At 63.1% G+C, this 24,687-nt stretch carries 19 protein-coding genes; 12 read left to right on the top strand and 7 right to left on the bottom strand.

The window, feature by feature from the left end; translation table 11 throughout:
* Together hutH (E8Q41_RS08155) and hutI are read right to left on the bottom strand one after the other, a co-directional pair.
* Positions 1-1,536: a histidine ammonia-lyase gene (gene hutH, locus E8Q41_RS08155; protein WP_137155030.1), complete on the bottom strand. Its 1,536-nt coding sequence runs from the start codon at positions 1,534-1,536 to the stop codon at positions 1-3.
* The gene (gene hutI, locus E8Q41_RS08150; protein ID WP_137155029.1) at positions 1,533-2,774 is read right to left on the bottom strand and encodes an imidazolonepropionase; all 1,242 of its coding nucleotides are present in this window, start codon (positions 2,772-2,774) and stop codon (positions 1,533-1,535) included. The genes hutH (E8Q41_RS08155) and hutI overlap by 4 nt, the downstream gene beginning before the upstream one ends.
* 112 nt (positions 2,775-2,886) lie before the next feature.
* Here hutI and E8Q41_RS08145 point away from each other — a divergent pair, with 112 nt between their 5' ends.
* The 3 genes from E8Q41_RS08145 to hutH (E8Q41_RS08135) are packed head-to-tail and all read left to right on the top strand — an operon-like array spanning position 2,887 to position 6,524.
* Positions 2,887-4,233, top strand: coding sequence for a formimidoylglutamate deiminase (locus tag E8Q41_RS08145; protein WP_137155028.1), 1,347 nt, complete (start codon positions 2,887-2,889; stop codon positions 4,231-4,233).
* 60 nt (positions 4,234-4,293) lie between these two features.
* Positions 4,294-5,034: a histidine utilization repressor gene (hutC, locus tag E8Q41_RS08140; RefSeq protein ID WP_137155027.1), complete on the top strand. Its 741-nt coding sequence runs from the start codon at positions 4,294-4,296 to the stop codon at positions 5,032-5,034.
* Positions 5,031-6,524, top strand: coding sequence for a histidine ammonia-lyase (gene hutH, locus E8Q41_RS08135; protein WP_137155026.1), 1,494 nt, complete (start codon positions 5,031-5,033; stop codon positions 6,522-6,524). The genes hutC and hutH (E8Q41_RS08135) overlap by 4 nt, the downstream gene beginning before the upstream one ends.
* A gap of 16 nt (positions 6,525-6,540) precedes the next feature.
* On the opposite strand, the gene repC is transcribed toward hutH (E8Q41_RS08135), so the two are convergent.
* The 3 genes from repC to repA all read right to left on the bottom strand — a co-directional run bounded on the left by repC (position 6,541) and on the right by repA (position 10,400).
* Positions 6,541-7,734 carry a plasmid replication protein RepC gene (gene repC / locus E8Q41_RS08130; RefSeq protein ID WP_137155025.1) on the bottom strand — a complete coding sequence of 398 codons (1,194 nt, stop codon included), beginning with the start codon at positions 7,732-7,734 and terminating at the stop codon, positions 6,541-6,543.
* 354 nt (positions 7,735-8,088) lie between these two features.
* Positions 8,089-9,153 (bottom strand): plasmid partitioning protein RepB, encoded by a 1,065-nt coding sequence (gene repB, locus E8Q41_RS08125; protein ID WP_137155024.1) that lies wholly within the window; start codon positions 9,151-9,153, stop codon positions 8,089-8,091.
* 2 nt (positions 9,154-9,155) lie between these two features.
* Positions 9,156-10,400, bottom strand: a complete 1,245-nt coding sequence (gene repA / locus E8Q41_RS08120; RefSeq protein WP_137155023.1) for a plasmid partitioning protein RepA — start codon at positions 10,398-10,400, stop codon at positions 9,156-9,158.
* A 454-nt stretch (positions 10,401-10,854) separates the two neighbouring features.
* Here repA and E8Q41_RS08115 point away from each other — a divergent pair, with 454 nt between their 5' ends.
* From E8Q41_RS08115 to E8Q41_RS08080, 8 genes are all read left to right on the top strand, one after another.
* On the top strand, positions 10,855-12,378 hold the full coding sequence (locus E8Q41_RS08115) for an aldehyde dehydrogenase (RefSeq protein WP_137155022.1): 1,524 nt from the start codon (positions 10,855-10,857) through the stop codon (positions 12,376-12,378).
* A gap of 94 nt (positions 12,379-12,472) precedes the next feature.
* Entirely contained in the window at positions 12,473-13,726 is a 1,254-nt protein-coding gene (locus tag E8Q41_RS08110) for an ABC transporter substrate-binding protein (RefSeq protein ID WP_246660129.1), read from the top strand.
* 15 nt (positions 13,727-13,741) lie between these two features.
* Entirely contained in the window at positions 13,742-14,494 is a 753-nt protein-coding gene (locus tag E8Q41_RS08105) for an ABC transporter ATP-binding protein (RefSeq protein ID WP_137155020.1), read from the top strand.
* Positions 14,491-15,219: an ABC transporter ATP-binding protein gene (locus tag E8Q41_RS08100; protein ID WP_137155019.1), complete on the top strand. Its 729-nt coding sequence runs from the start codon at positions 14,491-14,493 to the stop codon at positions 15,217-15,219. Before E8Q41_RS08105 ends, E8Q41_RS08100 begins: the two co-directional genes overlap by 4 nt.
* The gene (locus E8Q41_RS08095; RefSeq protein ID WP_137155018.1) at positions 15,216-16,112 is read left to right on the top strand and encodes a branched-chain amino acid ABC transporter permease; all 897 of its coding nucleotides are present in this window, start codon (positions 15,216-15,218) and stop codon (positions 16,110-16,112) included. Before E8Q41_RS08100 ends, E8Q41_RS08095 begins: the two co-directional genes overlap by 4 nt.
* On the top strand, positions 16,109-17,155 hold the full coding sequence (locus tag E8Q41_RS08090; RefSeq protein WP_137155017.1) for a branched-chain amino acid ABC transporter permease: 1,047 nt from the start codon (positions 16,109-16,111) through the stop codon (positions 17,153-17,155). The genes E8Q41_RS08095 and E8Q41_RS08090 overlap by 4 nt, the downstream gene beginning before the upstream one ends.
* 5 nt (positions 17,156-17,160) lie before the next feature.
* Positions 17,161-17,946 carry a coniferyl-alcohol dehydrogenase gene (locus E8Q41_RS08085; RefSeq protein ID WP_137155127.1) on the top strand — a complete coding sequence of 262 codons (786 nt, stop codon included), beginning with the start codon at positions 17,161-17,163 and terminating at the stop codon, positions 17,944-17,946.
* A 24-nt stretch (positions 17,947-17,970) separates the two neighbouring features.
* On the top strand, positions 17,971-19,419 hold the full coding sequence (locus E8Q41_RS08080) for an aldehyde dehydrogenase (protein WP_137155016.1): 1,449 nt from the start codon (positions 17,971-17,973) through the stop codon (positions 19,417-19,419).
* 38 nt (positions 19,420-19,457) lie between these two features.
* On the opposite strand, the gene E8Q41_RS08075 is transcribed toward E8Q41_RS08080, so the two are convergent.
* Positions 19,458-20,354, bottom strand: a complete 897-nt coding sequence (locus tag E8Q41_RS08075; RefSeq protein ID WP_137155015.1) for a LysR family transcriptional regulator — start codon at positions 20,352-20,354, stop codon at positions 19,458-19,460.
* 4 nt (positions 20,355-20,358) lie between these two features.
* Entirely contained in the window at positions 20,359-20,829 is a 471-nt protein-coding gene (locus E8Q41_RS08070) for an Lrp/AsnC ligand binding domain-containing protein (RefSeq protein ID WP_137155014.1), read from the bottom strand.
* 158 nt (positions 20,830-20,987) lie between these two features.
* Here E8Q41_RS08070 and putA point away from each other — a divergent pair, with 158 nt between their 5' ends.
* Positions 20,988-24,683 carry a trifunctional transcriptional regulator/proline dehydrogenase/L-glutamate gamma-semialdehyde dehydrogenase gene (gene putA / locus E8Q41_RS08065; RefSeq protein WP_137155013.1) on the top strand — a complete coding sequence of 1,232 codons (3,696 nt, stop codon included), beginning with the start codon at positions 20,988-20,990 and terminating at the stop codon, positions 24,681-24,683.
* Positions 24,684-24,687 lie beyond the last annotated feature (4 nt).

Raw genomic sequence — 24,687 nt, 5'->3', positions numbered from 1 at the left:
TCAGCTTTCGAGCCGCGGCAGGAGCCCGGGCGAGATGCTTTCGGTCAGGCCGCCCTCGACGATGAGGCAGGAGGCGGCATCGAGATCGCCCGCCATGTAACGGTCGACTTCAAGCGTCGGAACGACGGCGCGGACGGCGGCCATGGCCTTTTCGAGTTCCGGACTGGTGCGCAGCGGCGCGCGGAATTCAACGCCCTGCACCGCTGTCAGCGCTTCGATGCCGATGATGGCGTTGAGATTGTCGGTCATCTGCAACAGGCGGCGCGCGCCATGGCAAGCCATGGAGACATGGTCTTCCTGATTGGCCGACGTCGGGGTCGAATCCACCGAGGCCGGATGCGACATCTGCTTGTTTTCGCTCATCAAAGCAGCGGAGGTGACTTCGGCGATCATCAGGCCGGAATTGAGACCCGGCTTTTTGGCGAGGAAGGCTGGCAGTCCATAGGACAGCGCGGGGTCGACAAGAAGCGCGATGCGACGCTGGGCGATTGCGCCAATCTCGCAGATCGCAATGGCGATCTGGTCGGCGGCAAACGCCACAGGCTCCGCATGGAAATTGCCGCCAGAGACGACCGAGTTGTCCGAAAGCACGAGCGGATTGTCGGTGACCGCATTGGCTTCGATTTCGAGCGTGCGGGCGGCCATGCGCAATAGATCGAGGCAGGCGCCATCGACCTGCGGCTGGCAACGGATGCAATAGGGATCCTGCACGCGTTCGTCGCCATCGAGATGGCTTTCGCGAATTTCGGATCCCGCCAGCAGCGAACGGAGCGCAGTCGCCGCGTCGATCTGGCCCTTGTGGCCGCGCAGCGTATGAATGTCGGGGTGGAACGGCGCCGAGGAGCCCATGGCGGCGTCGGTCGACAGAGCGCCGGTGATCAGCGCCGAGCGCGCAGCGCGATGGGCGCGGAACAATCCGGCAAGCGCCAGAGCGGTCGAGGTTTGCGTGCCGTTGATCAGCGCCAAACCTTCTTTCGCGGAGAGGACCACCGGCTTAAGACCGGCCTTCGCCAAGGCGTCAGCGGCAGGTATCCGCACGCCCTCAAAGAAGGCCTCGCCCTCGCCGATCATCGCCGCCGCCATATGCGCGAGGGGCGCGAGATCGCCGGAGGCGCCGACCGAGCCTTTTTCAGGGATGACCGGGGTTACACCTTTTTCCAGCATGCCCTCGATCAGCCGGACAAGCTCAAGGCGGACGCCGGAGGCGCCGCGGCCAAGCGAGATCAGCTTCAAGGCCATGATCAGCCGGACGATGTTTTCGGCGAGCGGCGCGCCGACGCCGCAGCAATGCGACAAGATGAGATTGCGCTGCAAGGTGGCGAGATCGGCGCTGTCGATCTTGATCGAGGCGAGTTTGCCGAAGCCGGTGTTGATGCCGTAAACGGGCTCGTTGCCGGCGGCGATTTCCGCGATCCGGCGCGCGCCTCTCTCGATCGCCGCATCAAAAGAGCGATCGAGCCGTGCAGGATCTGACGTCCAGAAAATCGTTTCGAGGTCACTGAGCGGCACGGAGCCGGGATGGAGCGTGATGGTCAAAGCGAGATCCTTTCGCCTTTAAAGACATGCAGAAGCAGCGGATTGAAGCCGATGCGGTAGACGAGTTCGGCCAAGCTCTCGACATCCCAAACGGCGAAGTCGGCGGATTTCCCCACTTCGAGAGATCCGGTTTCAGTCGAAATCCCAAGAGCGCGGGCGGCGTTGCGGGTCGCGCCGATGAGGCATTCTTCCACCGTCAACCCGAACAGCGTCGCCGACATGTTCATCGTCAGCAGCAGCGAGGTCAGCGGCGAAGTGCCGGGATTGCAATCGGTCGCGATGGCGATGGGCACTCCGGCCGAGCGGAGCGCGGCGACCGGCGGCTTGCGGGTTTCATGAATGGCGTAGAAAGCGCCGGGCAAGAGCACTGCGACCGTGCCCGACGCCTGAAGTGCGGCAACACCTTCGTCATCGAGATATTCGACATGATCCACCGAAAGCGCGCCAAAGGATGCCGCGAGCTTGGCGCCGCCGAGGTTCGAAAGCTGCTCGGCATGCAATTTCACCGGGAGGCCAAGGTCTCGCGCATGCCGGAAGACGGTGTCGATCTCGGCGACCGAAAAGGCGATGCCTTCGCAGAAGCCGTCCACAGCGTCGATGAGCCCTTCTGCTTTGGCCTGAGCCATGCCCGGAAGCACGACGTCGGCAATGTAATCGGCGTTGCGGCCTTTATAGGCCGCCGGCGTCGCATGCGCCGCCAGGTAGCTGGTGACCACTCGCACCGGTCTGATGTCGCCGAGCCGACGGGCGGCGCGGAGCATGTTGAGTTCACCTTCGATCGTAAGCCCGTAACCGGACTTTACTTCGATCGTCGTGACGCCTTCGGCGATCAACGTGTCGAGCCGCGGCAAAGAAGCTTCGACCAGTTGCTCGACGGTCAGAGCATTGGTCTGGCTGACGGTGGAGACGATGCCGCCGCCGGCGCGGGCGATTTCCTCATAGCTGGCGCCGGCGAGCCGCATTTCGAATTCGCGGGCGCGGTTGCCGCCATGGACGATATGGGTGTGGCAATCGACAAGGCCTGGGGTGACCCACCGGCCCTCGAGATCATAGACAGCCGTATCGGTCAGCATTTCGCTGGAGGGAAGATCACCTTCCTCGCCGACAAAGGCGATCCGGCCGTCCCGCACGAGAAGCGCGCCTCTGTCGATGATCCCGAGACCCTCGCGGGTTGGGTCCATGGTTCCGATGCGGGCGTTTTTGTAGAGCGCGTTTGGTCGCGAAAAAATCTGGTCCATGCTCGATATTCCGCTTCAATCTTTCCAATTCATGTATATACATAATAATCGACAGGCAAGCGAAATTTTCAAGCCGCCGTCAACTGGGACCAGACAACCGGAGAAGACGCCGATGACCCGACTTCACGCCAAGACCGCCCTCACCCCCTCCGGCTGGGAAAAAGACGTCCGTTTGACGCTTGCGGATGGACGGATCGCGGAGTTGGAAACCGGGGTGTCAGCCGAACCTGGCGATGAAACCTGCGACGCCCTCATCCCCGCGATGCCGAACCTCCACAGCCATGCGTTTCAGCGCGCCATGGCGGGACTGGCCGAACTTCGCGGGCCGGGCGCCGACAATTTCTGGAGCTGGCGGTCCATCATGTACAAATTCGCGCTGACCATGACGCCCGAGGACATGGAAGCCGTGGCGGCGCAGCTTTACATGGAAATGCTGGAAGCCGGTTTTGGCCGCGTCGGCGAGTTCCACTATGTGCATCACGACAAGGACGGCGCGGCTTATACAGATATCGGCGAACTCGCCAATCGCATCATGGCGGCCTCCAGCGAAGCCGGGATACATCTGACCTTGCTGCCGGTGTTCTACGCCCATTCCGGCTTCGGCGGCCAAGCCCCGATCGACGGACAGCGGCGCTTCATCAACTCGATCGACAGCTATGCTCGTTTGATGGAGGCCTGCCGCGCTCGCATCGAACAGCTCCCAGGCGCACGCCTCGGCATCGCGCCGCACAGCCTCCGCGCCGCAACACCGGAAGAGTTAAAATTGATCCTGCCCCTCGCCCAAGGCGGGCCAGTTCACATCCACATTTCAGAGCAGGTGAAAGAAGTCGAAGACTGTGTCGCCTGGTCGGGCACAAGGCCGGTGGAATGGCTGCTTGCCAATATGCCGGTCGATGGTCGCTGGTGCCTGATCCACGCCACCCATATGACTGGGGCGGAAACCGAAGCCATGGCGCGGTCGGGCGCCGTGGCCGGTCTTTGCCCGATCACCGAAGCCAATCTCGGCGACGGCGTCTTCCCGGCGCCCGCTTTTCTGGAGCATGGCGGCGCATTCGGCGTCGGATCGGACTCCAATGTTCTGATTTCCGTTTCCGAGGAACTCCGGACGCTCGAATATTCCCAGCGTCTGTCGCTCCGCGCCCGCAATGTCATTGCGCCATCAGGCGGCTCGACGGGTCGGCGGCTGTTCGATGGCGCGCTCGTTGGCGGATCACAGGCGCTCGGCGCAGCTGCATCGATCGCGATTGGCGACACGGCCGATCTTGTCAGTCTCGATCTGTCGGAAGCGCCTCATCTTACTGACGACCAGATCCTCGATCACTGGATCTTCGCCGGCCGCCTCAGAGTCGATGCGGTCTGGACCGCTGGCGTCAAACGCGTCGAAGGCGGCCGCCATCTTCAGCGCGACGCCATCAGCCGCCGCTTTCACGCATCGATGGCGAGACTTCTCGCCGCCTGATCTTTCCGGCGATCGACAGGCGGTGTAAGCGCGGCCGGAAACAGGACACGAGGCGGATCCATGGAAACGAGCAAGGAATCCTTGCACCAGAAAATTCTGAGCGACATCGAGACGCGCATCGTCTCGGGAGAATGGCCGCCCGGTCATCGCATCCCCTTCGAAGTGGATCTCGCCGGACACTACGGCTGTTCGCGGATGACGGTCAACAAAGTCATGACTCAGCTCGCCAATTCCGGGTTGATCGAGCGGCGTAAGAAGTCCGGCAGTTTCGTCGCCTTTCCCAAGGCCCAGTCTGCCATTCTCGAAATTCATGACATCAAGGCGGAGGTTCAGAGCCTCAATCTCGCCTATAGCTACGAGATCGCCAGCTTCGTCACCCGCAAGGCGACGGCTGATGACCGCAAGCGCCTGGAACTGACCGCTGGGGCGCGGGTCGCCGACATCGTCTGCCTTCATTTCGCGGCAAACCGCCCCTTCTGCCTCGAAGAACGGATCATCAATCTCGACACGGTGCCAGAAGCCGCGAAGCCGGATTTCTCCCAAAACGCCCCCGGGCCCTGGCTTCTCCAGGAAGTGCCGTGGAGCGCCGCAGAGCATCGCATCACGGCCATATCGGCGAGTTCGGAGGTCGCCGCCCGGCTCGACATCGACAAAAGCGCCGCCTGCCTCGCGGTCGAGCGTCGCACCTGGAGCGGCGCAGGTCCCGTCACGCATGTGAAATTCACCTATCCCGGCGATCGACACGCGCTCGTCGCCCGCTTCACACCGCCCGCCCAGACCCTATCCGGAGCATCGAAATGACCGTTCTTCTCAAAGACACGCTGGCCTGGCCGCATGTCGCTCGCATCGCTCATGGCGAAATGCTCGAGCTGGCTCCCAATGTCTGGGCACGGGTCGAAGAGGCGGGCGCCATCGTGGACGCCATCGTCGAGAGCGGCGTGCGCGCTTATGGGATCACCACTGGCGTCGGGGCTCTTGCGGATCGCGTCGTCACCCGCGAACAACAGGCAGCCTTGTCCCGGCATATCGTGCTCAGCCACGCCGCAGGCGTCGGCCCGGCGCTTCCCAAACCGGAAGTACGCGCAATCATCGCCGCCCAGATCAACAATTTTGCCCATGGCAAATCAGGAGTCCGGCCAGACATCATCCGCTACTATCTCAGATTTCTCGAAACCGGCCTGACGCCTGTTACGCCGTCGCGCGGGTCGGTGGGCTATCTCACCCACAACGCCGCTATCGCTCTGGTTCTGATCGGCGAGGGCAAGGCCGAACTGAACGGGGAAATCCTCGATGGAAGAACGGCGCTCGCAAAAATCGGCCTGACGCCTCTCACTCTCAGAGCGAAGGAAGGCCTGAGCCTCGTCAACGGTTCGGCTTGCGCCACCGGTCTTTCGAGCCTGGCCGTTTTTCGTATGGTCCGCTTGCTGGATTGGGCCGATGCGATTGCCGCCCTGACGCTCGAAGCCGGAGGCGCGCAGATCGATGCGCTTTCCGAATTCGCCGTTTCCGTGCGCCCCTCCCCCGGCAGTCTGGAGGTCGCCCGCAAGATCGAGACCAGTCTCGCCGGCAGCCAATTGATCGCTGCCGCCAAAGGTCGCCGCACCCAGGATGCGCTCAGTCTCAGGGCCATTCCCCATGTTCATGGCGCAGCGCGCGACGTCTTCAACGCGGCGGCCGGCGTCGTCAATCAGGAACTGGCCTCGGTTACCGACAATCCCTTCGTCTCGGGAACGCCCGACCAGCCTCATGTCCAATCTGAAGCGCATGCGGTGGCGCCGCATCTCGCCCAAGCCATGGACAGTCTCGCCATCGCGCTGGCCCAACTCTCGATCATGAGCGAACGTCGCCTCGATCGTCTCGTCAATCCGCTGGTCAGCGGCCTGCCCGCCTTCCTCGCCCAGGATGCCGGCGCGCATTCCGGTTTCATGATCGCCCAATATACGGCGGCCGGCCTCGCCAATGAAAATCGCCGGCTGGCCATGCCGGCTTCGGTGGATGGCGGCGTGACCTCGGCGCTGCAGGAGGATTTCCTGGCCAACCCGACGCCGGCGGTCAACAAGCTTCTCGCCGCGATCGACAATGCCGAATACATCTTCGCCATCGAATTGCTTGCTGCGGCGCAAGCCCAGGATGTCGTGACCGGACAAGGAGAGCGCGCCGCCGAAACCGATCGCCTCTATCGCGAGGTCCGCGAAAAGGCTGCTGTTTATGCCGACGACAGGCCGCTCACCCCTGACATCGAGGCGCTGCGAGCCATGCTGCACGCCTCGGATTGGTCAGAACACCGATAAGCCGCGAGCCGCCTGATTATTTTGTCTTTCGCTCGAGCGCCTGAAGCATCGGCAGGATGCTGAAGGCGCCGGCTTCGGCCTTGTCCGTCAGGTTCCGCAGGTATCCGCCCGGCGATTTGATCTCTTCGGCCCTTTCCAGCATGACGGCGATCACCACAGCAGCGGCTTCCTCGCCCATGGCGGCGCGGGCTTTGCGCCAGGCGTCCGCCGAAACCCCAAGCATCGAGCGGACGAGATCCGCCGTCTTGATGAGATCGCTCCAGCCTCTCACGCCCTCCCGGGCATAATCCAATATTTGCGGGCAGACCTTTTGCAATCGCGCCAAGCTCACCAAGGCTTTACGCTGAGGCGCTTCCGCTTCTTCTGTTTCTTGGCCGTTAGATTCAAATGCCTGATCTGATTTTGAATTCTGATAGTGACGCTCATTCTGAGAGTCATTGGCGCTCAATTCTTCTTCAGACAGCGCTTCGAGGTATAGCGTTTCCACCTTATGTCTCAGCAGGTTAAGTTCGAGTTTCGTCTGACGGAGAGCCTCAATCTCTGTCTTCCGCGTCAGTCTGGAGCGGATGCTGGCGAGCTGGGTGGAGAAATCGAGCCAGTCCCCTGCCCGCCCTTCCTCCAGCGCGATCTCGACGATCTTGGCGATGTCCCGCTGATGGAGAGTGACTTCGCTTCTGATCGCCCGAAGCAGTTTCTCGTCTTCCCGCGCCTGTTCGGCAAGGGCGAAGATTTCATCCGCCTTCAGCGCCAGAGGGGCGAGGTCAAATCCGAAGGCTTCTTCGACGGCGCCGTGATCACCACGCCGGCAATAGCGTTTGCCATTGGCGCTGTCGCGCCGGAAGATGAGACCGGCTTCGACCAGCGCCGCCACATGCCGGCGGATGGTCGCCGGCGACATGCCGCGCGCGCGCAAGGACAATTCGCGATTGGAGGGAAAGACGATGATCGGCTTGGAACCGTCGAGTTCGCGCTCGGCGGCAAAGCTCGCCATCGCTTCGAGAAGGGCGATCGCCCGGTCGTTCAGACCATAATGCGTCTTGGCTTCCGTGAGCGCCCTCAGCAGCCGCCATTTGTCGGCGCGGCCGGTTTCATTGCCGCCTTCGCCGCCCTGCAGCGCCTGCTGCCGTTCGGCCACGTCGATCTGGCGCTTGAAAAGGCGCGCAGACATCTTGCCGCCGCCGAAAGGCGTCGTTCCAGGTCGTTCGATCATGTCCAGTCCCCTGATCAAGAAGACAAGGAGGCCTGAAACGGCATTTCTGCGGGGCACAGGTCAGCATTCCCCGCAAATATGCCTGCGGAGGGTCCAAAGCCGAAAAATTCAAGACGCAACAAAGAGTTCGTCGTCTGCGAAAGGCTCCGCAGGAGGCAACGAACGAACTTCGCAGCGCACGAAAAGCGCGGCCGACTCTTGACTTTGACCTTGGGAAGTGATTCTCTTGGGTTGCTACATCAAAGAGGGCTTCCGAAATGGCGACGTTTTGGGGCCTTTTTTCTTGTCTTGATGCTTCCTTTCTCTCGTCTCAATGCCGCCACAGGGGCTGTTTTCAGCCCCCGCGGCCTGTCGTCACGATCCCGCTTTCGCGATGAACCGCGCGTAGTCCTCCGCCATGCGCTCGATCGCCGCCTCGATAAAGGCTTGATCGGCGTCAGCGGAGAATTCGATTTTTACGGTCTTTCCCTGCCGGTTGACGCGGGCGAACACCTTGCCGTCAGGCGCAGTCAGCGCTTCCGGCGCCGTTTTGTCCGAACGGTTCTTGCGCGACAGTCGCTGGAACAACATCTGGAACCGCTCGTCGCTCGCCGAAGTCTTGAAGCGCTCCGATGCGATCTCCGTTTCCGCCTTGCCCTTCGCCGCATCATCGTCGAACAACTGGCCGAGCGCCATCCAGCGTTCGCGACCGATCTTCGGGGCCGGGCCGATGGCGCGGATCAGGGCGTCTGGCACGCTGTCCGCCACCTGCAGCAGACGCGACAGTTCGCTCTTCTGCACCGCCAGCGCGTCGCAGGCGATCTTGCGTTCGAAGCCGCGCGCAATCAGCGCCTTGGCGAACAGCGCGCGCTCGATGAAAGACAGGTTCCGCCGCTCTGCGTTTTCCTTGCCCTGCGCCAGCACCAGTTCGCTGTCGGATAGATTGCGGATAACCGCCTTGACCTTCAGGCCGAGGCGGTGCACGGCGCGGAGCCGCCGATGACCATAGGCGACCTGGTAATGGCCCTGTGTCTCGGGATGCGGACGCACCAGGATCGGCTGTTGCTGGCCGCTTTCGCGAATGCTGTCGACCAGTTGCAGAAAATCTGGATCGTCACGCTCTTCCTCGCTGAGACGATCGCTGACGAATGAGCCGGACAGTTTCTCGGTGTCGAGCGAGACGATGCGCTCGCCTTCTTCGAGAGCCTGGCGGAGCACGCGGGCTTCTTCCGCTTCGCGGGTAATGTTCGTGAGCGACAGGCCCATGGCCTTGATGGCACCGGAGGCGGCGCGCGGCGGAGGCGCAGCCTGCTCGACGGCCGGTGGCTGCGACGCGCCTTCGGGATTGATCGAGACAGCCAGATTGCTCACATCGCCCGACGGCGTCGCAGCGTCCCCAAACAGAGCTTTCAGCGAATTCTTGCGGTCTCGCCCCGCCATGCTCACCGCCCCCATGCCGTATGAATGAGCTTTTCGATCTCGGCGTTGACGGCGTCGAGGGACTCCATCGCCCGATCATAGGTTCCGCGACTGAAATTCTCGCGGCCGACTTCATAAAGCGTCTGCTTAGTGAGGCCGGCGTCTGAGACCGCCGTCGATTTCAGCATCGGCGCGGTCAGCACCCGGTCGCCGAACAGCGAGCGAAGGAAGCCGACGATCTGCGTCTGCGGCCCGTCATGCGGTTCGAAACGCGTCACCAGATAGCGGAGGAAATCGAAATTCAGCGAGCCGCCCGCTTCGCGCACCACCGCGAGAAGGTCGGCGGTCATGAACAGGAACTGGCTCATCGAGGCGACGTCGAGCATTTGAGGATGCACGGTGACGATCACGGATGTCGAGGCGCAGAGCGACGACAGCGTGAGATAGCCGAGTTGCGGCGGACAATCGAGCACGACGACGTCATAATCGTCCGCCACGGTTTCCAGCGCCTGCTGAACGCGGGCGAAAAACAGGCTGTTCTCGTCGCCCGGTTTGCGCATGGAGAGCGCGCGCGGGGTTTGATGTTCGAACTCCTGCAGTTCGAGATTGCCGGGCACGAGATCGAGGCCGTGAAAATAGGTCTTGCGGATGATGTCGCGCAAAGGCCGCACTTCGTCGTCGTAGCGGATCGCGCCATAGATCGTGTCGTTGCCGCTGAGATCGAGTTCAGGCTGATAGCCGAACAGCGCCGACAACGAGGCCTGCGGATCGAGATCGACCGCGAGCACGCGATGGCCGGTCATGGCGAGATATTGCGCGAGGTGGACGGCGGACGTGGTCTTGCCGGAACCGCCTTTGAAATTGGTGACCGAAATCACCTGCAAATGCTCGTTGCGCGCCGGGTCGCGCCATTTGAGATAGGTGCGCGCCTTGGCGTCATTGCCCTTGGCGAGCGCCTGGTCGGCGAGGAAGCGCCTGAGCGCGTCGATATCAGACAGCGAATAATAGCGTCGTCCGGCCGAACCGATCTGCGGCTGCGGCCCCTCGCCGGCGAGCGTCAACTGACGCAGATAGCCGTCGGACACGCCGACAAGCCGCGCCGCCTCTCCCGAGGTGAACGATCTCAGCGTCTTCTGCGACGCAGGCGGAAACAGCCGCTCGCGCATGGCCTTCAGCTGCGCCGAAAGAGCCTGCGCATCCAGCGCAATGGTCTCATCCGCCGGGCGGCCTACTGCTTTGTCGACATTTATACTGGACGGGATAGCCATCCAAATCTCCGTAAATGATGGTATCGTCTCCGCGTTAACGGCGTCATGCCGAGGATTAACGGAGCGTCAACCTTTGACACACCCCTTCCACGATTCTCGCCGATTTGAAATACGCGCCGAGACGAAACTAACAGGAAGCGATGTCAATTACGGCGAACTTAGCATTCTTCGCCGAACTCCGTAACAACGGTGCGACAGGCGACGAGTCGCGTCAAGATTTTTCTGTCCCTCTCCCGGAGAGTTGTCAGGCCCCTCGCAAGGCTCGCGCAAGATTGGACCGGAGCGCTTGGCAGCGACAAGAGCCATCCCAACCCCGATTGGGCACGCGCCAAACCTGACAATTGATGCTTTCTGTCAAAACTTCCCCATATTCAAACAAGTCAACGCCACTTATTCACATTCTTAATTGGCTTTTGCACACTAGTCTTGCGGCAGCCTTTGGGAGGAGGCGTCAATGGGCTCCAAGCCACTTACGACGGAAAGCAATTCAGCCAGTCGGTCCCAGGACCGGCGCAGGTCATTGGCGCCGTTGCGATCGAGCCTCTTGATCGCGGGTCAGTCCGTCGCCGCGAGCACCGGCGCTTCCTTCGAACGCATCAATCCCGTATCGGCCGACGTGGCCAGCATCGCATCCGCAGCATCGATCGAAGACGCGCAGGCTGCCGCGCTTGCGGCCGCCGCCGCTTTTCCGAAATGGTCGGCCACATCGCCGAACGTCCGTCGCTCTCTACTCGAAAAGGCGGCATCGGTTCTGAAGGGAAAGCGTGAAGACGTCGCCGTCCGCATGATGGCCGAGACGGGGGCGACCCGTCAGTGGTGCGATGAAAATGTGAATTTCGGGGCTGAAATCCTTCTTGATGCGGCCGCAATGACCACGATGATCACCGGCTCGGTGTTGCCGACCGACAAGACCGGAATGACGTCTTTTGCAATGCGGCAACCCGCCGGCGTCTGTCTCGCGATGGCCCCGTGGAATGCGCCTCTGTTGCTGGGCGTCCGCTCGGTCGCCATGGCTCTCGCTTGTGGAAATACGGTAGTGCTCAAATCGTCCGAGCTTTGCCCCGCGACCCACAGGCTGATCGGCGACGTGCTGACCGAAGCAGGTTTTCCGGCCGGCGTCGTCAACGTGATCAGCAATGCTCCGGCCGATGCGTCGATCATCGTCGAAACCCTGATCGGCCACCCCGTTGTCAGGCGCGTGAACTTCACCGGCTCCACCCGCGTCGGACGCTCGATCGCGCTGCTCGGGGCGAAGTATCTCAAGCGCTGCCTGCTGGAACTCGGCGGAAAGGCGCCGTTCATCGTGCTCGACGACGCCGATCTGGAGGAAGCGGTCCGCGCCGCGGCGTTCGGCGCTTTTTACAATCAGGGCCAGATCTGCATGTCGACGGAGCGGATCATCGTGCTCGACAGCATCGCCGACGCCTTCGTCGAGCGCTTTTCCGCCAAAGCCAAAACATTGAAGGCCGGAGATCCAGGTCGGGGGCATATGCCGCTCGGGGCGCTGATCACCAGCGATTCAGCCCGCCGCGTCCGTGCGATGATCGACGACGCCGTCAGCAAAGGCGCCGAACTCCGCGCCGGCGGCGATGCGCGCGACGCCTTGATGGACGCTACCGTCATCGACCGGGTGACGCGACCCATGCGGCTTTATCATGAAGAGAGCTTTGGCCCGGTGGCGTCGATCATTCGCGTCGAGGACGTCGAGGAGGCGATCTCGGTGGCCAACGACTGCGAATACGGCCTGTCGGGGGCCGTGTTCGGCCGCGATGTCAGCCGCGCGCTGCAGGTGGCGCAGCGGATCGAATCCGGCATCTGCCACATCAATTCGGCGACGGTGGAAGACGAGCCGCATATGCCGTTCGGCGGCGTCAAGGCCTCTGGCTACGGGCGCTTCGGCGGCCAGTCCGCCCTGGACGAATTCACGGAATTGCGATGGGTGACCATCGCGGAGGGGCCGCGCGACTATCCGATTTGAACGTCGCGCGGAGACTTGAGAGCAAAACCACATGGGAGGTGGAAACATGACGGATCATCAGAAGACACAAGGCGGCGTCACGCGCCGCGAATTGATGGCGGGCGCCGGCGCGCTCGCCGCAGCAGCCGCCATCGGCGTGCGCCCCGCGCTGGCGGCGGACGTCATCAAGGTCGGCTTCATCAGCCCGCGCACAGGCCCCCTCGCCGGCTTCGGCGAGACCGACGGCTATGTGCTCGACCTCGTGCGCAAGTCGCTCGCCAACGGACTGGAGATCGGCGGCAAGACCTATCAGGTCGAAATCCTCGATCAGGACACTCAATCCGATCCATCCCGCGCCGGCCAACTGGCCAAGGATCTCATCAACAACCAAGGCATCGACCTGATGCTCGCCGTCTCGACGCCTGAGACCATCAACCCGGTGTCCGACGCCTGTGAAGCGGCCGGCGTGCCCTGCCTCTCCACCGTCATGCCCTGGGAAGCGTGGTATTTCGGCCGCGGCGCCAAGCCGGGACAGCCCTCGCCGTTCAAATGGACCTATCATTTCGGCTTCGGCGTCGGCGAGTTCCACAAGACCTATGTGTCGCAATGGAACCTGATCGAGACCAACAAGAAGGTCGGCGTGATGTATCCCAACGACGCCGATGGCAACGCCATCCGCGCCAATCTCGCCCCGCTGCTCGAAAAGGACGGCTTCAAGATTATCGATCCCGGCGCTTACGAGACCGGCACCACCGACTTTTCCAGCCAGATCGCCCTTTTCAAGCAGGAAGGCGTCGAAATCATCAACACCTTCCCGATCCCGCCGGATTTCGCCACTTTCTGGCGTCAGGCTGCCCAGCAGGGTCTGCATCGCCAGGTGAAGATCATCCAGGTGGCGAAGACAGGCCTCTTCCCCTCGGGCGTCGAGGCGCTGGGGCAGTTGGGCGTCAATCTCGGCAGCGCCGCCTATTGGCACAAGGCCTTCCCCTACAAGTCCAGCGTAACGGGCGTTTCCGGCCAGGAGTTGGCGGACGGTTACGAGGCTGAGTCGGGCAAGCAGTGGACGCAACAACTCGGCGCGACGCTCTCGCTGCTCGACGCCGGCTTCGACACGCTGAAGAAATCCGCCGACCCCAAGAGCAAGGATGCGGTGGTCAAGACCTTGTCGACGCTGAACACGGTGACGATCGCCGGCAAGGTGGACTTCACCTCCGGTCCCGTGCCGAACGTCTCGCCCGGCCCGATCATCGGCACGCAATGGGTGAAGGCGCCGGAAGGCTCGAAATTCCCGCTGGATTACGTGGTGACTGAAAACGCCACCGATCCGAACGTGCCGGTGGGAGCCAAGCTCCTGCCCTATAACGGCTGAGGCGCGCGAGGCGACATGCTCTATGCGGAAGAGGCAGGAACCGGCGCGGGCCGGTTCTCGGGAAAAGGCATCTACAAGCGTTTCGGCTCGCTGAGCGTTCTGGAAAATGTCGATTTCTCCATGGGAATGACCGAGGCGGTCGGTATTGTCGGCCCCAACGGGGCGGGCAAAACCACCCTTCTGGCGACGCTGGCGGGCGCTTTCCCGCCCAGCGCCGGCAGTGTGGAATTCGGCGGACGAAATGTGACGCGCCAATCGGCGGCCGAACGCTGCCGGTTGGGGCTGGTGCGCACGCATCAGGTCCCGAAACCCTTTCTCGGCATGACGACCTTCGAAAACGTCTATGTCGCGGCTTCGCATTCCGATGTGAACAGCCGCGACGAGGCCTATGAGCGGGTCATTCAGTCCCTCGACGTCTGCGGCATGTTGCCGGTCGCCAATCGCAAGGCCGAGACGCTCGGCCTGCTCGACCGCAAGCGGCTCGAGCTCGCCCGGGCGCTGGCCACCCAGCCCAAAGTGATCCTGCTCGACGAGATCGGCGGCGGGCTGACCGATTCCGAAGCGCAGGAACTCGTGCACACCATCCAGGGTCTCAAGAGCCGCGGCGTCGGTATCGTCTGGATCGAGCATATCGTCCATGTGCTTCTGCAGGTCGTCGACCGCCTGATCTGCATGGACGCCGGCCGCATCATCGCCGACGGCGAGCCCAAAATGGTGATGGCGCATCCGGAAGTCGTCAAAGCCTATCTCGGCGGAGGTCCCGCATGAGCATTCTCGATATCCAGAACCTCACGGCCCGCCATGGCCTGTTGGAAGCAGTCCGCGGCGTGTCCTTTTCCGTGTCAAAGGGCGAGACTTTGGCGCTTGTCGGCGCGAACGGAGCAGGAAAGACGACGTTGCTCAGAACGCTTGCGGGAGGCCATGCCGCAGCCGGCGGCAAGATCCTGTTGAACGGCGAGGATGTCACCGCCCTTCCCTCCCACAAACGCGTCCGCGCCGGCATCGCGCTCGTGCCGGAGGGCAGACGGATGTTCGCCTCGATGACCGTGCGGGAAAATCTGCTGCTCGGCGCGGAAGCCGGTCGCAAGGGCGACTGGTCGGTCGAGCGCGTGCTGGACATCTTTCCGAATCTTCAGAAGCGGCTGCATTCCAAGACCGGGCATCTTTCAGGCGGCGAACAGCAGGCGACCGCCATCGGTCGCGCGCTGATGAGCAATCCCGATGTTCTCATTCTCGACGAAGTGTCTCTCGGCCTGTCGCCGCTGATCGTCGATCGGGTCTACGCATCGCTCGATGGCCTGATGAAGTCGGGAACCACCATTATCCTGGTCGAACAGGACCTGACGCGAGCGATGCGCGTCGCCGATCGCCTGCTCTGCATGCTGGAGGGTCGCGTGGTGCTGGAAGGCCCCGCGGCGTCCCTGACGCGGGACCAGGTGACCGACGCATATTTCGGTCTCGGCCGCGCGCATGGCAAGGAGATGCACGCATGATCAACCAGCTCATCCAAGGCCTTCTGCTCGGCGGCTACTACGCGCTGATCGCCTGTGGCCTCTCCTTCATGTTCTCAGTGATGCGGATCATCAATCTGGCCCATGGCAGCCTGGCTGTCGCCTGCGCCTATCTGCTGTTTGTCCTGACGGAGAAGGCGGGTCTGCCGCTCTGGCTCTGCTTCATCATCGCCATGGCGGTGATGGCGGCGGCCGGATGGCTGATCCAGCGCCTCATTCTCGACCGTTCGGCGCGGGCTGGACAACTCCTGCCGATCCTGTCGACCTTCGGCCTCGCCATGGTGATCGACAATGCGTTGTTCGAGCAATTCGGCGCAGACACCCGCTCGCTCGCCAACGCCATCGGCGATCTGTCCTGGGAAAGCTGGGAACTACCGGGCGGGCTCTATGTCGGCAAATTGCCTGTCTATATCTTCCTTGCCGCAGTCGCGCTTCTGGCCGGGCTGCAATTGATGCTGAGCTATACCCGGCTCGGCCGCGCGATCCGCGCAACGGCGGAAGATCCGGATACCGCCGGGCTCGTCGGCATCGACGCCGCCAAGGTCAATGCAGCGGCGGCGGCGATTGCGATGATGACAGTGGCCATCGCCGGAATGTTTCTGGGCATGCGGGCGACATTCGACCCCTATTCCGGCGCGCCGCAACTGCTCTTCGCCTTCGAGGCCTCCGTCATCGGCGGCGCGGGCTCTCTTTGGGGTACGCTGATCGGCGGCATCGTGCTCGGGATCGCCCAGTCGCTCGGCGCCTCCATCCATCCGCTCGGCTTCCTGATCGCCGGCCACGTCACCTTCCTCGTCGTGCTGCTCGGCAGGCTGTTCCTGCCTGAACTCGCACTGCTTCCGGCCAAACTTCTCGCGAAAGGACGCGCCGCATGAGCCGCTCCGCAACAGAATCCCTGCCGACCGCAGCGTCGGTCGAACGTTGGACGCCTGCGTCGCGCCGCGCCGCCTGGTCGGTCGCTGCAATCCTCGCTTTGCTCGCCCTCGCCCCTGCGGCGATGGGACCGGGCCTGATCGACCGGATGACCGCGCTGTTCATTTATGTGATCCTGGCGGCGATGTGGAACGCGCTCGCCGGCTTCGGCGGCCTGGTCTCGGTCGGCCAACAGGTGTTCTTCGGCCTCGGGGCCTATTTCACCGTGCGCATCGCCGATCAGGGCCTGGACCCGTTCCTATCGATGGGCATCGCCACCATCGTCGTCGCCGGCGTCTCCTATCCCCTGTCGCTGGTCATGCTCAGACTGAAGGGCGGCGAATTCGCGATCGGCATGTGGGTCGTCTCGGCGCTGACCCATATGCTGGTCAATCTCGACAGCCTCATTCAGGGCGAGACCGGCACCTCGCTGATTTCTCTCAACGCCTATGACGTCGGCTCCCGCCGCGCGATCATTTACTGGCTGGCGCTTGCGGCGATGACCGCCATTCTCGGCGCGCTCTTCGCGCTGCTCCGCAGCCGCACTGGCGCCGCCATCCAGGCGATCCGCGACAATGAGGACGCCGCGCGCGCCCTCGGCGTCAATGTCGCCGCCGCCAAACGGCTGATCTTCGTGCTCGCCGCGCTTGGCATCGGCGCCGCCGGCGCGCTCTGGCTCGCCAGCGCCACCAGCTTCCAGCCCAAGACCTATTTCTCGGTGCAATGGACCGCCTACATGATCTTCATGGTGCTGGTCGGCGGCATCGGAACCTTCGAAGGCGCGATCCTCGGGGCGATCATCTTCTTCATCATCGAAACCTGGTTCGGCGCCTTCGGCGTCTGGTACCTGATCGGGTTGGGGCTCGCCGCTCTGCTCTTCTCGCTGTTTGCGCCAAAGGGCATCTGGGGCGCGATCGAGCAGCGCACCGGGCTGTCGCTGATGCCTGTGGGCTACCGGCTCAAACTACCGCAACATCTGCAAAAAAGACTGAGAGAAAGGGAGTGAACACCATGCTTCTCGGCAAGACCATCGTCGTAACGGGCGCTTCATCGGGCATTGGCGCAAGAACCGCCGAACTCGCCATCGCGCAGGGAGCCGACGTCATCGGCGTTGACATCCGTGAACCCGCCGCGCCGCAGGCGAATTTCATCGCAGGCGATCTATCCACTCCGGCGGGCATCGAAGCGGTCGTGAGCCGCTTGCCACAGCGGGTGGACGCGGTCTTGAACGTCGCGGGCGTCTCCGGCGTCATCGGGGCGGAGAAGACCCTGGCGATCAACTTCTATGGCCTGCGCGCCTTCAGCGAAGCCATCGCCCCCAAGATCCGCGAGGGCGGATCGGTCGTCAACGTCGCTTCCATCGCCGGCTATGGATGGCGGGCCAATCTCGCCCGCGCCAAGGCGATGGTCGGGGTCGAGGGTTACCCGGACATCGCCGCCGTCATTGCCGAAAATGGCGTCAAGAATGAGGAAGGTTATCCCCTTTCCAAGGAACTGCTGCTGCTCTGGACGATGAAGGCGGCGCATCAGCCGCTGTTCAAGTCGCGCGGCATTCGCGTCAACGCCGTCAGCCCCGGCCCGGTCGAGACGCAAATTCTCAAGGAATTCCGCTCGGTGCTGGGAGACGCGAAAGTCAATTCCGACATCGACCGCGTCGGCCGCGCCGGCAATGCATCCGACATCGCACCCGTGGTGCTGTTCCTGGCGTCCGATGCGGCGCGCTGGATCAACGGCGCCAACATCGCCAATGACGGCGGCCTCGAAGCCTCGATCAACGCCGACGTGCTCGGCTTCTGAGTTTATGTGAAGAAAGGACAAGACATGTTTGAAATCCAACAGATTATCGGCGGCAAGAAGGTCGGCGCGACGTCCGGCGCGACTTTCGATCGCATCGATCCCTTCACCGGTGAAGTGGCGAGCCGCGCCCCGGCGTCGACGATAGACGATGTGAAAGCCGCCTTCGCCGCTGCCCAGGCCGCCTTTCCCGCCTGGTCGCAGACCGGCCCCGGCCAGCGCCGCACGCTGCTGCTCAAGGCCGCCGACATCATGGACAGCAAGGCCGGAGAGTTCATCCAGTTGATGATCGCGGAGACCGGCGGTACCGCGCCGTGGGGCGGTTTCAACACCATGCTCGCCGCCAACATCCTGCGTGAAGCTGCAGCGATGACCACGCAGATCCAGGGCGAAATCATTCCGTCCAACAAGCCGGGAACGCTGTCGATGGGCGTGCGTCAGGCGGCGGGCGTCTGTGTCGGCATCGCGCCCTGGAACGCGCCGGTGATTCTCGGCACCCGCGCAGTGGCCATGGCGATCGCCTGCGGCAACACCGTCATCCTCAAGGCGTCCGAAGCCTGCCCGGGCATGCATGTGCTGATCGGCCAGGTGCTGGTCGAGGCCGGCCTGCCTGATGGCGTCATCAACGTCATCACCAACGCCCCGAAAGATGCGGCGGCAGTTGTCGAGGCTCTCATTGCCGCGCCCGAAGTGCGTCGCGTCAATTTCACCGGCTCCACCAAGGTTGGCAAGATCATCGGCGAACTCTGCGGCCGTCACCTGAAGCCGGCGCTGCTCGAACTGGGCGGCAAGGCCCCGCTGATCGTGCTCGACGACGCCGATATCGACGCGGCCGTGAACGCCGCCGCCTTCGGCTGCTATATGAATATGGGCCAGATCTGCATGTCGACCGAGCGTCTGATCGTGCATGAGGCTGTGGCCGATGAATTCGTCGCCAAACTCGCCGCCAAGGCGTCGCACCTGCCTGCCGGCGATCCGCGCGGCCATGTGGTGTTGGGTTCGCTCGTCAATCCGGAAGCGGCGAAGAAGATGGAAGACTTCATCTCCGACGCCATCAACAAGGGCGCAAGCCTGGTGGCCGGCGGCAAGGTGACCGGCAGCGTCGTCGAAGCGACACTGCTGGATGGCGTCAAGCCCGGCATGCGCAGCTATGACGAAGAGAGCTTCGGCCCGGTGAAACCCGTCGTTCGGGTCAAGGATGAGGACGAAGCGATCCGCGTCGCCAACGACACCGAATACGGCCTGTCCTCGGCGGTCTTCAGTCGAGACATCCAGCGTGCCATGTCGGTCGCCCAACGCCTCCAGACCGGCATCTGCCATATCAACGGGCCGACAGTGGCCGATGAGGCGCAGATGCCGTTCGGCGGCGTCAAGGATTCCGGCTATGGCCGCTTCGGCGGCAAGGCGGCGATCGCGGAATTCACCGATCTCCGCTGGATCACCATCGAAGATCCCCATCAGCATTATCCTTTCTGATTGGGTTGAGACCAGCGACGGCGCGGGCGACCGCGCCGTCAGCGATCTCCCGCCGTCTCCGCCAGCAACCAATCCCGGAAGGCGACGAGCGGCGGATAAGAAGCGCGCTCGCTCGGCCAGACGAGATAATAGGCCCCTTCGCTGATCATCGGCAGATCGATGGCTTTGACCAGCCGGCGGGACTTCAGTTCGTCACCGATCAGAAAGTCCGGCAGCAAGGCCACGCCCATGCCGGCCATAGCCGCCTCGGCGATGGTTGAAAACTGGTCGAACAACATGCCACGCACGCTATCATCCGCCGCGCCGTGATGACGGAGCCACCGTTCCCAGGCATCGGGGCGGGTCGTCAGATGCAGAAGCGGCGCATCACGCACCGAAACCGCATCGGTGAAGTCAAAGCGCGCCTTGAGATCAGGGCTGCAGACCGGTGAGACCGTTTCCCCACGCAGCATCGCCATTTCCCCGCCCTGCCATTCCGGACCGCCGAAATGGATGGCGGCGTCGACGGGGTCCAGACGAAAATCGAAATAGCTGAGCCGCGTGACCAGATTGAAGCTGACGCCGGGATTGGCCTCGAGAAACCGCGGCAGACGCGGCGCCAGCCAGCGTGCGCCGAATGTCGGCAGCACAGCAAGGTTCAGCGTGCCGCCGAACGGATTGGCGCGGAGATTGAGAGAGGCGGTGCTGATCAGTCTGAGCGCATCGCGGATATCGCGGGCATAGGCCTCGCCGCCCGCGGTTAGCCGGATCGTCTGCTTCTCGCGGTGGAAAAGTTCGACGCCCAACTGCTCTTCGAGCGCCTTGATCTGCCGGCTCACCGCCCCTTGCGTCAGCGACAATTCACGCGCCGCCGCCGTGACGCTGCCGGTGCGCGCCGCAGCCTCGAAGGCGGAGAGATAATGAAGGGCGGGAAGGAAACGGCGCGGGCTCTGCATCGTCTCAACCCCAGTTTTCTTTGACCGACTCCATCACCACATTGGTCGAGGTGCTGGCGACGAATGGCAGGCTGGAGATCTTTTCGCCCAAGACCTGACGGTAGCGATGAATGCTCGGCGTGCGGATCTTCAGGAGATAATCGAAACGCCCGGCGATCATGTGGCACTCTTCGACCTCCTTGATCCGCTTTACGGCGGCGTTGAAACTGGACAGCGCCTCTTCACGGGTGTCGGTCAGTTTCACCTCGGCGAAGGCGACGTGATCGAGGCCGATCTTGATCGGATTGAGCACCGCCTTGAAACCGTCGATATAGCCGTCGTCAATAAGACGCCGCATGCGGATCTGGCACGGTGTCTTCGACAGACCGACCCTTACGGCAAGATCGGTCACAGAGATGCGGCCATCCTCGGCGAGCACATCCAGGATCTTCAGATCGAATTGGTCTAAATCACCATCCGCGACGGCTTTTCTCATCTCATCGCCTGATTATTGATTTCACTTTAGTCGATACGCTTATTTTCGAGCGCATTTTTAGTCAAGCAATTCCGCATGAAAGGCGCTATGATCCTCGTCGAGAAAACCGGTGCATCCGCACGGTTTTGCGCGCCCTTGAGCCCCCAAAGAGGTGATCCATGTCCCAGACCGCCGCTTCGCCCGCACTTCAATCCCAACCGACCCCGTTCAGCGATTTCGCGCCGCAGGTCCGGGCGCAATCGGCGCTGCGCCGCGCCATCACCGCGGCTTACAGACGGCCGGAGACGGAATGCCTGCCGCCGCTTCTCGACGCCGCAACGTTGTCGCCATCGGTTCAGTCCCAGGCGCAGGCCACTGCTCGCAACCTGATCACAGCGCTCCGCGCCAAACACAAGGGCACAGGCGTCGAAGGGCTGGTGCAGGAGTACTCGCTGTCGAGCCAGGAAGGCGTCGCGCTGATGTGTCTCGCCGAAGCGCTGCTGCGCATTCCCGACACCGCCACCCGCGACGCGCTGATCCGCGACAAGATCGCCGAGGGCGACTGGAAATCGCATATGGGCGGCGGCCGCTCGCTGTTCGTCAACGCGGCGACCTGGGGACTGGTCGTAACAGGCAAACTGGCCTCCACCGTCAATGATCACTCGCTGTCGGCGGCGCTGACCCGGTTGATCGCCCGCTGCGGCGAGCCGGTGGTGCGGCGCGGCGTCGACATGGCGATGCGGCTGATGGGCGAGCAATTCGTTACCGGCGAAACCATCGACGAAGCGCTCCGCCGCGCCCGGCCGCTGGAAGAGCGCGGCTTCCGCTATTCCTATGACATGCTCGGCGAAGCGGCCACCACAGCCGACGACGCCGAACGCTATTATCGCGATTACGAAAACGCCATTCACGCTATCGGCAAGGCCGCCGTCGGCCGCGGCGTCTATGAAGGGCCGGGCATTTCCATCAAGCTGTCGGCGCTCCATCCGCGCTATTCCCGCGCCCAGGCGGCGCGGGTGATGAGCGAGTTGCTCGGCAAGGTGAAGGCGCTCGCCGCGCTCGCCAAGCGCTATGACATCGGCCTCAATATCGACGCCGAGGAAGCAGATCGCCTGGAGCTCTCGCTCGATCTGCTCGAAGAACTCTGCCTCGACGAGGCGCTGTCGGGCTGGAACGGCATGGGCTTCGTGGTGCAGGCCTATGGCAAGCGCTGCCCCTATGTGCTTGATTATATCATCGATCTCGCCCGCCGTTCGCGTCGCCGCATCATGGTGCGTCTGGTCAAGGGCGCCTATTGGGACGCCGAGATCAAACGCGCGCAACTCGACGGTCTCGATGGCTTTCCGGTTTTCACCCGCAAGATCTACACCGACGTCTCCTACATCGCCTGCGCCCGCAAGCTTCTGGCGGCGACCGACGTGATCTTCCCGCAATTCGCCACGCACAACGCGCAGACACTCTCGACCATCCTCCATATGGCCGGCCCGGATTTCCATGTCGGCAAATATGAGTTCCAGTGCCTGCATGGCATGGGCGAACCGCTTTATGAGGAAGTCGTCGGCGCCGACAAGCTCGACCGTCCCTGCCGCATCTATGCGCCTGTCGGCACGCATGAGACGCTGCTCGCCTATCTCGTTCGGCGTCTGCTGGAGAACGGCGCCAACTCTTCCTTCGTGAACCGCATTGCCGATACGAATGTCTCGATCGACGATCTGGTCGCCGACCCTGTCGACATCGTCAAAGCGATGCCTGTTGTCGGCAGCCAGCATGACAAAATCGCCGCGCCCGCCGATCTGTTCGGAGCGCGCCGCAATTCAGCTGGTCTCGACCTCTCAAATGAAACGACGCTGGAACAGCTGTCGGCGTCGCTGAAGGCGACCGTTTCGACCGGCTGGTTCGCCGAACCGATCCTGTCGGGCGTCGACGCGCGCGGAACGACGCGGCTGGTTCTCAATCCCGCCAATCATGCCGATGTGGTGGGCCATGTCACTGAACTCGCGGCAGACGACGCCGGCGCGGTGATGGCCGCCGCCGCACAGGGCGCAGAAGGCTGGGCCGCAACCCCGCCCGCAGAACGCGCCGCCTGCATCGATCGCGTCGCAGACATGATGCAAGCGCGGATCGAAACGCTGATAGGCGTCATCATTCGCGAAGCCGGCAAATCCGCGCCCAACGCCATCGGCGAAGTGCGCGAAGCGATCGATTTCCTGCGCTATTATGCGGAACAGGCGCGCCGCACTCTGGGACCTGCGCATCTGCCGCTCGGCCCGATCGTCTGCATCAGCCCCTGGAATTTCCCGCTGGCGATCTTCACTGGACAGGTGGCGGCGGCGCTTGTCGCCGGCAACCCGGTGGTCGCCAAGCCCGCGCCAGATACGCCGTTGATCGCCGCCGAAAGCGTCAAGATCCTGCATGAAGCCGGGGTTCCCGTCTCTGCCCTGCAACTCGCACCCGGCGGCGGGGAGCTTGGCGGTGCGCTGATCGCCGCGCCAGAGACCGCCGGCGTCATGTTCACCGGCTCGACCGAAGTCGCCCGCCTCATTCAGTCCAATCTTGCCGGGCGGCTGTCGAAATCTGGCCGCCCGATCCCGCTGATCGCGGAAACCGGCGGCCAGAATGCGATGATCGTCGATTCCTCGGCGCTCGCCGAACAGGTGGTCGCCGACGTCATCGCCTCGGCCTTCGACAGCGCCGGCCAGCGCTGCTCGGCGTTGCGCGTGCTCTGCCTGCAGGAGGATATCGCCGACCGCACGCTGACCATGCTGAAGGGCGCATTGAACGAACTGAGCATCGGCTCCACCGACAGGCTCGCCGTCGATATCGGCCCTGTGATCAATGCCAAGGCCAAGTCAATTATTGAGGCGCATGTCGAGCGCATGACCGCGCTCGGCTGCAAGGTCGAGCGGCTGCTGCTGGGGGCCGATACGGATAAGGGGACGTTCGTCGCCCCCACGATCATCGAGATCAAGTCGATCGCCGACCTTAAGCGCGAAGTGTTCGGCCCGGTGCTGCATGTCATCCGTTACCGTCGCAAGGATCTCGACCGACTGCTCGACGCCATCAACGCCACCGGCTATGGGCTGACCTTCGGCCTGCATACCCGCCTCGACGAAACCATCGCGCATGTGACGAGCCGCGTTCGCGTCGGCAATATCTATGTCAACCGCAACGTCATCGGCGCCGTCGTTGGCGTGCAGCCCTTCGGCGGTCGCGGCCTGTCGGGAACTAGCCCCAAGGCCGGCGGTCCGCTCTATCTCGGCCGTCTGGTGGAGAAGGCCCCGGCCCCGCCGCAGGTGAGTTCGGCCCATAGCGATCCGGCATTGCGCGACTTCGCCTCCTGGCTCGACGCGCTGGGGCATGAAGATGAAGCGGAGTTCGCCCGCACGCTTGGCAGCCGTTCGGCGCTTGGTTTCGAGACCGAACTCGACGGCCCTGTCGGCGAACGCAACCTTTATGCGCTGCATCCGCGCGGCAAAATTCTGCTGGCCCCGGTTAGCCGAACCGGGCTCTATCGCCAGTTGGCGGCGGCGCTCGCCACTGGCAACACGGCCGTCATCGACAAGGACGCCGGGCTTGGCGACCACCTGAAGGATCTGCCGCAGAGTCTGTCCGGCCGTCTCGTCTGGGCGAGCAACTGGGCAGCCGCTGGTCCCTTCTCGGGCGCGCTGGTCGAAGGCGACGCCGGCAGGATCACCGAGGTCAGCCGCCGCATCGCCGATCTCCCCGGCCCGCTGGTGCTGATACAGGCGGCGTCGAGCGAGGCTGTCGCCAGCGATGCCGACGCCTATTGCCTGAACTGGCTGCTCGAAGAGGTCTCGACCTCGATCAACACCGCCGCTGCAGGCGGAAACGCCAGCCTGATGACCATCGGCTGACGTT

Source organism: Rhizobium sp. FKL33 (assembly GCF_005222915.1).
Taxonomy (GTDB): domain Bacteria; phylum Pseudomonadota; class Alphaproteobacteria; order Rhizobiales; family Rhizobiaceae; genus Rhizobium_E.
This window is presented reverse-complemented; position numbering and strand designations above follow the sequence as displayed.